The organism is uncultured Pedobacter sp. (assembly GCF_913776295.1).
Lineage (GTDB): Bacteria > Bacteroidota > Bacteroidia > Sphingobacteriales > Sphingobacteriaceae > Pedobacter.
Genome location: NZ_CAJYOJ010000002.1, coordinates 1 through 13159, shown reverse-complemented (window position 1 = coordinate 13159; position 13159 = coordinate 1). Strand labels below are relative to the sequence as shown.

Below are 13159 nucleotides of genomic sequence, written 5' to 3'. Positions count from 1 at the left end.
TAATACATCTCATTGCTGATGCCAGATTAGGGTAACCTCCAGAGTCTTTTTGTATACTTCGCAAGGGAATGTATAATCTAATACATTATATGAACTTCATAGCTGAAAATTACTTATGAATCTGTAAACAGACACTCAATCTAATTGATGTATTTGTTGGAAAATAAGCTGTACGGTTTCTTCTGTACCAAATTTTCTTTAATTAATAAAAGTTTATCGATAGGTTTTAAACTAAAAAAAACATTTTATACGTAAAAATTTGATTTATATCTATATTTAGATATATTTGCATAAGAATAATGATGGAATTATGTTAGTAAAGTTTATAGTTGAAAACTTCAGGTCTTTAAGGGATCGTATCGAACTCGATATATCTAAGTCAACATTGAAGGGGCATAGTGGAAATTATTTCGAACACCAAGACAGTAGGTTCTTGGCTACTACGATTATTTATGGAGCCAACGCTTCAGGTAAGAGTGGTTTTTTAAGGGCTTTCCAAGCCTTAGAATATTTAGTCCTAAATTCAGCAGATTTCAAATTAGATAAAGTAATTGCTCCTTATGAGCCATTTTTATTAGACGAAGATAATCTAAATAATCCTGTTAGTTTTGAAATCGAATATATTTCAAATAATACCCGTTATTCATATTTTCTTTCATACAGTCGCAAAGAAATTGAAACGGAAGAGCTGAATGTGCATAACGGCAACTATAAGGCATTACTTTTTAGCCGAGAAAAAGGAAAGGATATTAAATTTGGCGATAGCTATAGGGGAGGGAAAAAAACCATCGAGCGCATGACTTTGCCTAACCAACTGTTTTTATCTAAGGCGGTAGAAAACAATGTGGAAGTCTTATTAGATGCTTATCGTTTTTTCGATAACAAGTTAAAGGTATACCCAATTTTAGAAGGTTTCGCAGAGGAGGATTTAAAACGCCTATATGCTAAGCGCTTAGCTGAAGACGCAAACTCCAGTTTTTCGCGAAAATTCAATGCACTGATTTGTGCATTAGATACGGGCATAGCTCAGGTTTCGGCAGAGGAAGCAAATGAGGAAATGTTTCGCTTTCCAGCGAACATACCTGAAGAGGTTAAGGCGAGTTTTCTTGATCAATATAAATATGATATTAAGACATATCATAAAGTTTATAAAGGTGGTAAACATGTAGGGCAAAAGGCTTTTGATGTAAATGAAGAATCTTCCGGAACTAAAAACCTATTTGCATTGGGCGGTGTCATTATTGAAGCTTTAGAACAAGGGCATGTATTGATCGTGGATGAATTGGAGAAAAATCTTCATCCAGATATTACTACTTTTTTGATTCGTTTATTTCATAGACCCGATATAAATCGCAATAATGCACAATTGATTTTTGCAACACATGATATTACGCAGTTATCTCATGATACCTTCAGAAGAGATCAGGTTTGGTTTGTAGAGAAAGACGAGTTTGGAGCATCAAGCATGTTCCGTTGCTCTGATATAGAAGGTGTGCGTGCCGATACGCCTTTAGATAAATGGTATATTACAGGTAGATTAGGTGCTACCCCCGTAATTCAGGATGAGAACTTTTTAGTAGAAATGCAGGAGGATTAGGTGAAAAGAAGGGTTGCATCACATACAAGGGTATTAATTCTATGCGAGGGTGTTACCGAAGAGGTATATTCTAAAGCTTTGCGTACAGCATTTTTGCCACGCAATTTGCAGAGAACAGTTACTGTGGATGTAGTACTTTATAAAAAGAACGACCCAACAAGTTTATTAAAAGAAGCTAAAGAAAGAAAAAAGCAAGCTAAGAAAGAAAAGGCACCTTATAGTGATATTTGGTTGTTTTTTGATCACGACAACTCTCCTCACTTACAACTTGTAATAGAGGATGCAGTAAGGCAAGGCTTTAAACTTGCCTTTACTGCCATCAGTCTCGAATATTGGTTTATTTTGCATTTTGAGGATTGCGGTAAGGCCTTTAATAGTGGAAAAGAATGTTTAAAATATTTGAAACAGCATTGGCCAAGTTACCATAAAACCAAGATTAACCACTTTATTGAACTTGGAGATCAATTATCCTTGGCTATTGAACGTGCAGAGCGATTGGAGAAAAAGAATGCTGGTGTACCTATATTAAATGCACAACCATACACATCAGTGCATCAGCTCATTGCTTTTTTTAAGGAGCTAGGGAAATGATCAATTTGTTGATAAATCACTAGTTTTTAAACTAAAATAAATAGTAAATTTGATAATATAATTAGTATGAAAAATACAAGCTAAAGATTAAAAGGAAATCGATATAAAAAGTAAAGAGTTAAGTGTACCACCACTTAACTCCTTGAAATTTAATTCGCTCGTACTCGGAAAGTAGAAACGATATATTCACAATTTTAACGCGAAATAAAGCTTTTTGTTTCGCAATAACAAAAAAAACTTACGGAAAACCGTAATATCCTTTCTTTCCGATGTACCTAGAGGTTTATGCGTACCTCTTGTCCTGTACGAAAAAACACGTTTTATATAGAATTTACAAATTACGCCGGTACGTACTGTGTTTGCTCTAGCAAGCCTATATGTTGTACTGTGCGTTAAGCACTAAAATTTAATAAATATAAATACGATGGCAACAAATGGAAAGCCTGGTGATAATCGCCGACATGGAGCAGTAAAAGACCGCTCTCAAACATTTAACCCCATAACGGAACAATGGGTAAAAAGAGATACTGAAACAGGAAAGTTTATGGATGTTAAACAAGATGGTACCCCGTTTAAGGGAGTTAGAAAGGAGAAGAGCGATGGCATTTGATTTTACGAAGAGCTTGAGCGCGATGCAACGCAGAAAATTTGGCGATGATTTGGTTAAGGGTGATTTATTTGAAAATTTTTCAGGAAAAACTTCTGATAGTATATTATATGTATCTGAAGCAATGGAGCCTGTTTCTAAATCTTATACCGAAAATACATTTAAACAATGTGACAGAGTAATAGAACAACTCAAAAATAACATATCCATGAAACATAATGGGCTACAATTTGAATACCAAGGCTCTGTACCTCTTAATGTACACATTAAGCAACACAGTGATATTGATTTACTTGTAGCCACAGGTCGATACCATGTTGTGATACCTCCGCTTCCAGTCTTAAGCCCATATACTGGAGATGCTAAAAATGACATGGTGCAACTCCGAGAGGGTATCGTTAAGACTATTGAAACGCAATTTCCTGCAGTTAATATAGATGACGATGGAGGAAAAGCTATTGCAATCGATGGAGGTTCTCTGAACAGAAAAATCGACCTAGTACCTGTTTCTTGGGTACATAATACGGATTCATACGCTAAAACTGATTTAACTTCTAGAGGAATCAGGCTATACGACAAGAAAGCAAATAAATACATTCAAAATTTTCCGTTTTTACATATTGCTAAATGCGAGGGAAAGGATAGAACTGTTGGCGGTAAATACAAAATGTTGGTTCGCTACATAAAGAATATAATTAAAGATACAGAGGAAATACAAATATCAAGTTATGATGCTGCTGGGCTAATTTATCTTCAAGGTAACTTTGAACTAATTGCTTGTGATTTTAATCCAGTAGCACTATCAGCCTCATGCGAATCCTTTCTATTTAGATTATTGAATGATGATTCACAAATGGAGAATGCAATGGTACCAAATGGTACTAGGAAACTATTTGGGGCGGACTATCTCGACCGAAAAGAAGTTTTAAAGCTTTATATGGTTATGAAAGAAATTAATCTTGCAGTTGCTGAATCATACAAGCAAATGCTTTTTGTAGATAAAAATAATTTTGAGAAACTTTTTAGAAGTGCATCTTAAATTCACGCTTACTGATTTCAATCAGTAGGCGAATATTAAAAATTATGAAAACAAATATATTATGCCTTGATGGCGGGGGTTCTAAAGGAATTTACACTCTAGGTGTGCTTAAGGAATTAGAGACAGCTGCAGGAAAGCCGTTATGTGAAGTATTTCAGCTCATTTATGGTACTAGTACAGGATCAATCATCGCTTCGATGTTAGCATTAGGATATGATGTTGACCAAATAAAGCAGAAGTATTTAGAACTTATACCGCCAATAATGAAATGCTATGGTTCAGGGAGAAAATCAAAAAAATTAAGAAAATTGGGTCTTGATATTTTTGGCGAACAGAAGTTCAACGAATTTAAAACAGGTATTGGGATAATTGCAACGAATTATAACACTCAAAAGCCCCTAATATTTAAAAACGATGTGGCAAGAGCACATGGAACTAAAAGTTCATTTATTCCAGGATTTGGTGTAACTATTTTAGATGCTGTAGAAGCATCTTGTGCTGCTTGTCCAGTTTTTTCTAAGAAGACTCTTAAGACTGAAAATAAGGAAGAATTAGTAGCGATTGATGGCGGTTTTATTGCAAACAACCCTACCTTATTCGCATTGATCGATGCGAAGAAAGCATTGAATTTGGAAAATGGCGATGTTAAAGTATTAAGTATTGGAGTGGGGAACTATATTGAAAAGCCACTCCATCGCCTACACAAAGTAATTAGCTGGTTTGAAATGGGGCAAATTGCCAGCCGAATTTTGGTTGCTAGTTCCAATACAACAGAGGTTGTTACAAAATTACTATTTCCAGAGCTTTCAATTACTAGAGTCAATGATACTTTCAATGAACCTCAGTATGGAACAAATATGTTGGAGAGTAAAATTAAGAAGCTTAATACAATGTACAGGTTAGGAATTGAGTCTTATGCCACTCATGAAAAAGAGATTTTAGAAACTTTTAATTTCAACTAAAAATTTAATGGCAAAATATAGAATCACAGGCGTTTGGAAAAATGCCAATAATGTAATTACTCACTACGCTTTTCATACTGTAGGAGAAAATTCAACTTCACGAGCTGTCAAAAAATCTAAGCAGATGCTATTTCACTCCTTGAGCGCCCTGGGAATATGGCTGTAACCTGGGTATGGAATTATTCAAGTGCTTCTTGGAGTATTGGCGAAACAGTTACAGTTGTTATCGGTGCTAACGGAAAATATCTGAGATCTAATCCAGATAGTCGGCTAACAGATAATCTAGCACATTTAATTGATTTCGACTGGATATTCCCATAGATTATTTCTTCTTAGATTTATTATACTTTCTAGGTAAAGCATTGCTGCTTTACCTAAAATTAAAAGTGGTAAAATAACGTGGGAAAAAAATCAAAGTGCCACTTTTGGGGATTATGTCCAAAGTCCACCTCAATGTTAGCCTTTAAACTCTGAAAATTAATTGTAATCTCACGATTTTCACTTCACCTGATCCAATATCAATATCCCAATAACTGAAACCAGCGTTTCCATCAGCGACCATGATAAAAATGTTTGTTTAATCGATAATCCTAAATACGCTCTAAACAATCAAAAAGAGGAGTCGTTAACATGAGAACAAAACAGGCTCCCTGAATCCACAGCAAGCACCATTAAATTAGGATCGGAAACATGTGGCCCGATAGGGGTAAACGGTGCCAGCGGTGGTAAGGCCCGCTACGGTGGCCGAATCCAGGCAAAGCCTCAGCACCGAGCTAGTAAGCCAGACAAATAAAAAAGGTGGCAGCTTAAATTACATTTCCGTAAGTGATAACTTAAAACAAATCCTTGTGACGAAACGGACCTTAGTTAGCTGTATTCAAAAAGATCTGCAACACAGCACAAGCGCATTTCAGACATGAGTTTACGGGTTGTTGGCAGCATAATATGTGAAAGGCATTCCCTTGAAAAATGGCGGTCTTAATGCGATAGAATGGCAACTAAATAAGTCTATCCAAAGCATTAAGACGCCCCGTTAAGTTGAATATGATTACACCGCCAGATTCATTCCCCTGCTCTTACTCAATCTGTTTATTTTGAGAGAGGCTTTCTTTGATTTGCGTGTTAGTACGAAACTAAAGTAGTTACGCTGGAAGGAGCGAGGTTAATTCCAAAGTTTCTACCCGTTACAGCGAAACTGTTTGTACTAAGGTTGGCCGAACTGGTTGTAAAATACCGGTTGAAACCAGAGACGGTGATGCCACTTAAATTAAAGCTTTGATAGGTGGTTGCTGCATTTTGGTTGATGATTACAACAACTAATTTTGTGCCGCTTTTATAGGCCGTAACATACACACCTGTTGATGGATTTTCTGAACAGGCTATTTTATTAAAACCCGGGCGTACATACCTGGCGTACTGGGCCATCACATAACCAACTTTTTGAATATTCCCACTTTCGCTGATGGGGCCGTAACTTCGTCTGATGTACCACCATACATAGGCACTCCAGCCGGCATTCATACAGTCGTGTATTTCTTTGGCAGCCGTCATGGCATTTGCCCAGTCATCTCCACTGATACTGGAGTTGGTATAGTGTTCGGTCATCCATACAGGTTTGCCAACGCTGCCCAGGTTATAAGGGGTTTTGCCATATATATGGCCGCAAACGAAGCTTGTTTTAGATTTTGCTGTCGCATTGCTCAGGTAAGTGTTGATGTAGCTCTGGTTCATCTGGAAAGGTTCGGGCGCCATAATAGGGGCACCACAATTGCTTCCCTGGTCAGCAACAAAGTCTGCTACTTCCGAAGCAGTGAGTTCCATAGATTCATAAGTAACCTTGTAATCTGGTTCATTTGTAGGGCTAATGGCAGCAAGCCCGCCTACTGCCGTATTAAATGCACTTAAATGTGCAGCATAATTTGCGTAAGATGTGGTTTTGATCTTGCCACCTACAATACTCCCATTGGTTTTCATCGATGCAGGCGCCGACCAGGCGGAGGCAATAGCCGAGCCACCGAACGATTTGCAGGCATCTATGGTTGCTTTTTCAGCAGCAAATTCTGAACTTGAATTAGGGACCCTGACCCGCACTATGCTAAGTCCGATGCCATTTATAGGCGAAAATGCGGTATTTCTTTGCGCGCTCGTCAGGTCGCCGGTCCAGGCCACAATGTTTGCTCCGCCAAAACCCTTGATGGTTTGTTGTATTGTACCCGCGTCAATCGTTGCTGTTGCTAAAACATCAGCGTTGGCATTTTTTTGTTTGTCTGCAGTCATTTCAGAACTGAAATCAGGCTGAATCTGGTTTTTAGCACAGCCAGCCAGCAATAGCATTGCAATAGCTACTTTGAATAGATTTTTTTTCATGGTGATGGATGTATTTAAATATTTGGTTATGTGGTATTTACCACTTAAGCTAATTTAAAAAGCTGAAGCGACAGGATAGGTAACACATGTTTATAATTTAGCTATAAATGTTGAAGAGAAACTTGCAATAACCATAAACGATGATAGCTGATCTGTGTAAATTGGGATGATGCAACAATCTTCCATTTAGAATATGACAATTTAGCTACGAACCAAAATCGTAGTTTTACAATATGGATGGTTTGCAACAAATAACAGAATTTAAGTCTTCGCCCGAACTGGTTGAAAAACTATATCAGCATAGCATACTCAAAAGCTATCAGGCGGGCAGCATTATTGTAAATGATAACGCCCATATCCGTTCTATTCCGATTGTGATTAAAGGAACAATGAAAGTAAGCAGGACAGAGGAAGATGGCCGGGAGCTTTTATTGTATTACATCAGGGCGGGCGAAAGTTGCATTATGTCCTTTTTGGGTGGTTTGCACAACGAAACCAGTAAAGTAAAGGCAGAGGTAGAGGAATACGCGGAAATTCTTTTTTTGCCGGTCGAAAAAGTTTCGCTCTTCATCAAAGAATATCCGCAGTGGCTGGATTATATTTTTCGCTTGTATCACAAACGTTTTGAAGAATTGTTGGAAATTGTAAATGCCATCTCTTTTAAAAAAGTAGACGAACGTTTATTAAATCTGATCAAAAAGAAAGCTGAGCTGGCATCATCTAAAACCATCCAGACCACCCATGAACAATTGGCCAATGAACTTGGTACGGCCCGTGTAGTGGTTTCCAGACTATTAAAACAGCTGGAAGAAGATGGCATTGTGCAGTTGGGCAGGAATAAAATATCCCTTATGTAACTAAAGTAGCTGTATTTGTTTTTGAGTTGCTGCAACTTTGCTGTATCAATCTTCAAAACAATGCAAGTAGCTGGTTACATCGCTTCAATTTTTATCGGTATCTCATTAGGTTTAATCGGTGGCGGCGGAAGTATACTTACCGTTCCCGTTTTAGTCTATCTGTTCGGTGTTGATGCTGCACTGGCAACCAATTACTCGCTTTTTATTGTTGGTGCAACAAGTGTAACGGGTTCATTTTCCTATTTTAAAAAGCGATTGGTTAACACAAAAATGGCAGCCGTGTTTGGTATTCCATCCATCATTTCTGTTTTTCTTACCCGAGCTTACATCATGCCTGTTATTCCCGGCCAAATTTTTAGTACCGGAAGTTTTATCCTCACCAAAAACATTTTTTTGATGTTGATTTTTGCGGTGCTGATGGTTCTTGCTTCGTACAGCATGATTAAAAAAGACGAACAGGCAGGTGGTGATAAACCAAAGAAACAGCAATTTAATTATCCTTTAGTTTTTTCAACGGGAATTTTAGTGGGCATAATTACCGGTTTTATTGGTGCAGGCGGCGGCTTTTTAATTATTCCGGTACTGTCTAATTTGCTTAAACTCCCGATGAAAGCAGCTGTTGGAACGTCACTTCTGATCATTTCTACAAATTCTTTAGTAGGTTTTGTATTTTCACTTGCCCATACCGCTGTTCATTGGCATTTTTTGTTAACCATAACTTTTATGGCCATTGCCGGTATTCTCATTGGCAGTTTTCTGTCTGCAAAAATTGAAGGTAAAAAACTCAGGCCCGCTTTCGGTTGGTTTGTGCTCGTAATGGGAATTTATATCATTATCAAAGAAACCTTGTTAAAATGATGGGTAGCGCAATAAAATTCAATCAGTTTATTAAGCAGCAAAATAGTTAATTATTAAAAATAAAGATTATGTTTTTTCAACACTTATTTGATAAAAGTTTAGCGCAGGGCAGTTATGTAATAGGCTGTCAGGCTACCGGCGAAGCCATCGTAATAGATGCTAAAAGAGATATAGATGTGTACCTGGAAATTGCCAGGCAAAATAATCTGCGTATTACACATATCGCCGAAACCCACATACACGCAGATTTTCTTTGCGGCTCAAGAGAATTGAGTACCGTTACCGGGGCAACAATGTATCTTTCGGATGAGGGGGGCGAAGACTGGCAATATCAGTTCCCACACCATGGGTTGAAAGATGGGGATATCATAAGGGTAGGAAATTTAACCTTAGCGGTTATGCACACACCCGGCCATACCCCAGAAAGCATCAGCTTTTTATTAACTGACCATCCAGCTACCGATAAACCGTTGATGGTATTTACAGGCGATTTTGTTTTTGTGGGCGATGTTGGTCGCCCAGATTTGCTGGAAAAAGCCGCCGGGCTGATCGGGACAAAGGAAGCCGGTGCTAAACAAATGTTCCAGTCGTTGAAAAAGTTTGCTGCATTGCCCGAATACCTGCAGGTTTGGTCGGCCCATGGAGCAGGTTCGGCATGCGGAAAGGCTTTGGGTGCAGTACACAGTTCAACCGTGGGCTACGAGAAAATCCGCAACTGGGCATTTCAACATGATGATAATGAACAAGAATTTACAGATCTGCTTTTAACCGACCAGCCTGAGCCGCCTAAATATTTTGCCATGATGAAACATTTGAATAAGGTTGATCGTAAGTTATTGATAGAAGTACCCAAATATCAGAAATTATCCGGTTCAGCGTTTTTAAATGCTTATCGAAACGGATTAAAAGTGATAGATGCAAGAGATAAGAAAAATTTTGCCAACGGTTTTATTCCGGGTAGCCTGAACATTCAGGGCAATAATACCTTCTCAACATGGATGGGTTGGCTGCTTAATTATCAGGAACAGTTTGTATTGGTTTGTGATGATCGGCAAATAGAAGACCTTACCCGAAAATTAATGCGTATCGGACTGGATAACGTTTACGGTTACATTACTGATGTGAATGATTTGGGTATTGAACTGCAAAAGGTTGACCTGATTTCAATTGATGAGTTTAAAACATACATCAGCAATGAAGATGTTCAGATTATAGATGTACGAGGTGCTGCCGAATATGAGGCAGGACATATTGAAGGGGCAAATCATGTTTTTGTAGGAACCCTTCCCGATCATCTGGATAAAATCAGCAGGGATAAACAGGTCGTTGTTCACTGTCAGGCGGGCGACCGTTCGGCGATAGCTTACGCTATACTGGCAAAAAATGGTTTCAAAAACGTAAAGAATTTTTCGGGCGGAATGCATGAATGGCTGGCTGCTGAAGGTAAAACAATTGCCTCTGAATTCGATTAATAATTCAGCTATAAATATCTTTAATTCAGCGTCGTCACCCTGAACCGGGCCTTAGCCAACTCACTGAATGTAATGCATTTCAGCGTCTTTTATGACAACAAGATGTTGAGATAAATTCAGCATGGCGAATACATTGAAATCAATTGCTTTTAAAGCACTATTTTTAACAGATAATTATCTAATTCAGGTTAATAATTAATAATTTAAAAAATGATAGAATTTATAAAACACCCCTGGGCATGGTATGTAGCAGGCCCTTTAATTGGCCTGACTGTTCCTGCATTGTTGATTGTAGGAAATAAATCATTCGGCATCAGTTCATCATTACGGCACATTTGTGCGATGTGTATACCGGCCAATATTCCATTTTTCAGATACGACTGGAAAAAAGAAATGTGGAATTTATTTTTCGTTTTCGGTATTTTTCTGGGCGGTGCAATAGCTGTTAACCTGCTGGGCAATCCCGATCCGGTTGAGGTAAATCCAAAATTAGCCGCCGAACTTGCAGGTTATGGCATTACCGATTATAATAATATGGTGCCCGAACAAATTTTCAACTGGGAATCGCTGCTTACACTCAAAGGATTTATATTAATGATCATTGGTGGTTTTTTTGTTGGTTTCGGTACACGGTACGCGGGCGGCTGTACAAGCGGACACGCCATTATGGGTTTATCAAACCTGCAATTACCATCACTGATTGCTACCATCTGCTTTATGGTTGGCGGTTTTGCGATGGCTAATTTTATTTTACCCCTGATCCTTTCACTCTAAAACTTCAAAAAATGCAAAATCATAGCAATACGGATAAGGATTTAGGTCTTCCCGGGTCAGACGAATTGTGTGTTAATCAGAATAGTTTGCCATCTAAATGGTATCACAATATTAAATACCTGGTGATAGGCATTTTCTTCGGTATCATATTTGTCAAATCAGAAGTCATCAGTTGGTTTCGCATACAGGAAATGTTTCGTTTACAGTCGTTTCACATGTACGGAATAATTGGTAGTGCCATTTTTGTGGGCATGGTTTCCATCTGGCTGATTAAGAAGTTCGATATCAGAACCATTTCCGGCGAGCCCATTACCATTGCGCCCAAAACATTCAACAAAGGTCAAATTTACGGAGGTTTGATTTTTGGCTTCGGCTGGGCCATTACAGGAGCCTGCCCGGGCCCCTTATTTGCACAGATCGGAACAGGTGCAACCGTTATCGGCGTTACCCTTTTAAGTGCGATTGCCGGCACCTGGGTTTACGGTCATTTCAGAGATAAACTTCCTCACTAAATAAGAATGATGGTTTACGTTTAAAAACATGGTTAGCACCAGTGATCGGGGGGGACTGCTTAAACTTGGCTGGCTCAGCAAAAAATGAGATTGTATTTTTAAATTCTGTTTAAACCCTCAATGCTTTTTCAGCACATTTAAAATATTGTCAGTGACCGGTGTTATCGCCTAATAATGGTTGACTAAGTCAACTATTATGATTAGTTTAGCATTCATCTTTTAAAACATATATTAAGGAGTGGATAAATCAATAATCATAGGCAGTATGCGTGCCTTTAACCGTTACTATACCAATCTGATAGGAGTGCTGGATAAGGACTACCTGGAAACGCAGTATACCTTAACCGAAGCGAGGATATTATTTGAAATATCACTGGGGAAGAAGAATGCCTCAGAAATTATTGAGGCAATGCGCATTGATAAGAGTTATTTAAGCCGGGTATTAAAGAAGTTTGAAAAAAATAAACTGATCATTAAATCGAAATCGGGAAAAGACGCCAGGACAAGCCAGATCGGTTTAACTGCTAAAGGAAAGCTGGAGTTAAATGCTTTAAACACATTGGCCGATAAGCAACTTGAAGAATTGCTAAGAGATTTATCGGCTACAGAGATTAAACAACTTGCGTTGCATATGAACTCCATCATGGAAATTTTGAATCAAAAATCTGCCAGCTAAAACATGTAAATAAAGCGAAATGATGAATTAAAAATGATTTGAACAGACGATGATACGACCAGCAACCTTTCAGGATATTCCGGAATTGAAAAAACTTTTAAATGATTCCGTTCGGGGTTTAAGTAAAGATTATTATACAACTAATCAAATTGATAGTGCGTTAAAATATATTTTTGGAATCGATACCCAATTGATCAGCGATGGTACTTATTACGTGTTTGAAATAGATGGTATCATTGCGGGCTGCGGTGGATGGAGCAGGCGAAAAACTTTATATGGCGGTGATCAGCATAAAGAATTGCAGGATACGCTATTAGACCCGTTAACCGAACCAGCAAGAATCAGGGCCTTTTTTGTTCACCCAAATTATGCCAGAAGAGGAATCGGCCGGAAAATCATGGATTTTTGCGAGGATGAAGCCAGGAAAAATGGATTTTCCAACTTAGCCCTCGGTGCCACACTGCCTGGAGTACCGCTTTATCAGGCGATGGGTTTTAAGGAAATGGACCAGATAACAGAGCCGCTCCCGGATGGTGAAAAATTGGAACTGGTAAAAATGATTAAAGTTATCTGATGTAGCACAGGAACATCTTCGAATGATGGTGACAGCTGGACTTAGCGAGACGCTAAGACCACATTAGCGCTATATTTTATAGCATATTTGTCACGTTGAGCCTGTCGAAACGTCTTTAAAGCATTTGAACAAAGATCCTTCGACAAGCTACCATTGACGTTATTTTGCAATTGTCTATTAATGAGTGACTTGCGGAACCTATGCATTTCGGCGTAGCTAGGCCGTAGCACCGTATCTCCGTTCCGCTTAAATCCGGCCTAACAAATTTTTCGG

Annotated in this window: 15 protein-coding genes and 1 pseudogene; 13 read left to right on the top strand and 3 right to left on the bottom strand. The window is 38.4% G+C overall.

Annotated features, from left to right (window positions below):
• Positions 1-286 precede the first annotated feature (286 nt).
• From QZ738_RS00085 to QZ738_RS21265, 6 genes are all read left to right on the top strand, one after another.
• Complete coding sequence (locus QZ738_RS00085; RefSeq protein ID WP_293782692.1) at positions 287-1597, top strand: ATP/GTP-binding protein; 1311 nt, start codon at positions 287-289, stop codon at positions 1595-1597.
• Positions 1598-2188, top strand: a complete 591-nt coding sequence (locus QZ738_RS00080; RefSeq protein ID WP_293782689.1) for an RloB family protein — start codon at positions 1598-1600, stop codon at positions 2186-2188.
• Positions 2189-2612: 424 nt separating this feature from the next.
• Entirely contained in the window at positions 2613-2798 is a 186-nt protein-coding gene (locus QZ738_RS00075; protein WP_293782686.1) for a hypothetical protein, read from the top strand.
• Positions 2788-3834, top strand: a complete 1047-nt coding sequence (locus QZ738_RS00070) for a hypothetical protein (protein ID WP_293782683.1) — start codon at positions 2788-2790, stop codon at positions 3832-3834. The genes QZ738_RS00075 and QZ738_RS00070 overlap by 11 nt, the downstream gene beginning before the upstream one ends.
• A 44-nt stretch (positions 3835-3878) precedes the next feature.
• The gene (locus tag QZ738_RS00065; RefSeq protein WP_293782680.1) at positions 3879-4796 is read left to right on the top strand and encodes a patatin-like phospholipase family protein; all 918 of its coding nucleotides are present in this window, start codon (positions 3879-3881) and stop codon (positions 4794-4796) included.
• Between the two features lie 156 nt (positions 4797-4952).
• Positions 4953-5117: a DUF3892 domain-containing protein gene (locus QZ738_RS21265; RefSeq protein WP_367268549.1), complete on the top strand. Its 165-nt coding sequence runs from the start codon at positions 4953-4955 to the stop codon at positions 5115-5117.
• Positions 5118-5294: 177 nt separating this feature from the next.
• Here QZ738_RS21265 and QZ738_RS21260 read toward each other — a convergent pair.
• The 3 genes and pseudogenes from QZ738_RS21260 to QZ738_RS00060 form a co-directional block, all read right to left on the bottom strand.
• Positions 5295-5468, bottom strand: a pseudogene (locus QZ738_RS21260) (hypothetical protein).
• A gap of 4 nt (positions 5469-5472) precedes the next feature.
• Positions 5473-5565, bottom strand: coding sequence for a hypothetical protein (locus QZ738_RS21255; RefSeq protein ID WP_367268548.1), 93 nt, complete (start codon positions 5563-5565; stop codon positions 5473-5475).
• A gap of 353 nt (positions 5566-5918) precedes the next feature.
• Complete coding sequence (locus QZ738_RS00060; protein WP_293782677.1) at positions 5919-7163, bottom strand: hypothetical protein; 1245 nt, start codon at positions 7161-7163, stop codon at positions 5919-5921.
• Positions 7164-7396: 233 nt separating this feature from the next.
• Here QZ738_RS00060 and QZ738_RS00055 point away from each other — a divergent pair, with 233 nt between their 5' ends.
• The 7 genes from QZ738_RS00055 (at position 7397) to QZ738_RS00025 (ending at position 12886) form a co-directional block, all read left to right on the top strand.
• Positions 7397-8020, top strand: a complete 624-nt coding sequence (locus QZ738_RS00055) for a Crp/Fnr family transcriptional regulator (RefSeq protein WP_293782674.1) — start codon at positions 7397-7399, stop codon at positions 8018-8020.
• 60 nt (positions 8021-8080) lie between these two features.
• Positions 8081-8878, top strand: a complete 798-nt coding sequence (locus QZ738_RS00050) for a sulfite exporter TauE/SafE family protein (RefSeq protein ID WP_293782671.1) — start codon at positions 8081-8083, stop codon at positions 8876-8878.
• Positions 8879-8946: 68 nt separating this feature from the next.
• Complete coding sequence (locus QZ738_RS00045) at positions 8947-10350, top strand: rhodanese-like domain-containing protein (protein WP_293782668.1); 1404 nt, start codon at positions 8947-8949, stop codon at positions 10348-10350.
• Positions 10351-10560: 210 nt separating this feature from the next.
• Complete coding sequence (locus tag QZ738_RS00040; RefSeq protein ID WP_293782665.1) at positions 10561-11124, top strand: YeeE/YedE thiosulfate transporter family protein; 564 nt, start codon at positions 10561-10563, stop codon at positions 11122-11124.
• Between the two features lie 11 nt (positions 11125-11135).
• A complete protein-coding gene (locus QZ738_RS00035; RefSeq protein WP_293782662.1) occupies positions 11136-11636 on the top strand; it encodes a DUF6691 family protein in 501 nt (166 codons plus the stop codon).
• Between the two features lie 238 nt (positions 11637-11874).
• Complete coding sequence (locus QZ738_RS00030; protein ID WP_293782659.1) at positions 11875-12312, top strand: MarR family winged helix-turn-helix transcriptional regulator; 438 nt, start codon at positions 11875-11877, stop codon at positions 12310-12312.
• A 49-nt stretch (positions 12313-12361) separates the two neighbouring features.
• Positions 12362-12886, top strand: a complete 525-nt coding sequence (locus QZ738_RS00025; RefSeq protein ID WP_293782656.1) for a GNAT family N-acetyltransferase — start codon at positions 12362-12364, stop codon at positions 12884-12886.
• Positions 12887-13159: the final 273 nt, after the last annotated feature.

Excerpts from the sequence above, each read along its gene's own strand:
- QZ738_RS00075 (WP_293782686.1), top strand. The coding sequence starts at position 2,613 with ATGGCAACAAATGGAAAGCCTGGTGATAATCGCCGACATGGAGCAGTA.
- QZ738_RS00070 (WP_293782683.1), top strand. The coding sequence starts at position 2,788 with ATGGCATTTGATTTTACGAAGAGCTTGAGCGCGATGCAACGCAGAAAA.
- QZ738_RS00065 (WP_293782680.1), top strand. The coding sequence starts at position 3,879 with ATGAAAACAAATATATTATGCCTTGATGGCGGGGGTTCTAAAGGAATT.
- QZ738_RS21265 (WP_367268549.1), top strand. The coding sequence starts at position 4,953 with ATGGCTGTAACCTGGGTATGGAATTATTCAAGTGCTTCTTGGAGTATT.
- QZ738_RS00060 (WP_293782677.1), bottom strand. The coding sequence starts at position 7,163 with ATGAAAAAAAATCTATTCAAAGTAGCTATTGCAATGCTATTGCTGGCT.
- QZ738_RS00055 (WP_293782674.1), top strand. The coding sequence starts at position 7,397 with ATGGATGGTTTGCAACAAATAACAGAATTTAAGTCTTCGCCCGAACTG.
- QZ738_RS00050 (WP_293782671.1), top strand. The coding sequence starts at position 8,081 with ATGCAAGTAGCTGGTTACATCGCTTCAATTTTTATCGGTATCTCATTA.
- QZ738_RS00045 (WP_293782668.1), top strand. The coding sequence starts at position 8,947 with ATGTTTTTTCAACACTTATTTGATAAAAGTTTAGCGCAGGGCAGTTAT.
- QZ738_RS00040 (WP_293782665.1), top strand. The coding sequence starts at position 10,561 with ATGATAGAATTTATAAAACACCCCTGGGCATGGTATGTAGCAGGCCCT.
- QZ738_RS00035 (WP_293782662.1), top strand. The coding sequence starts at position 11,136 with ATGCAAAATCATAGCAATACGGATAAGGATTTAGGTCTTCCCGGGTCA.
- QZ738_RS00025 (WP_293782656.1), top strand. The coding sequence starts at position 12,362 with ATGATACGACCAGCAACCTTTCAGGATATTCCGGAATTGAAAAAACTT.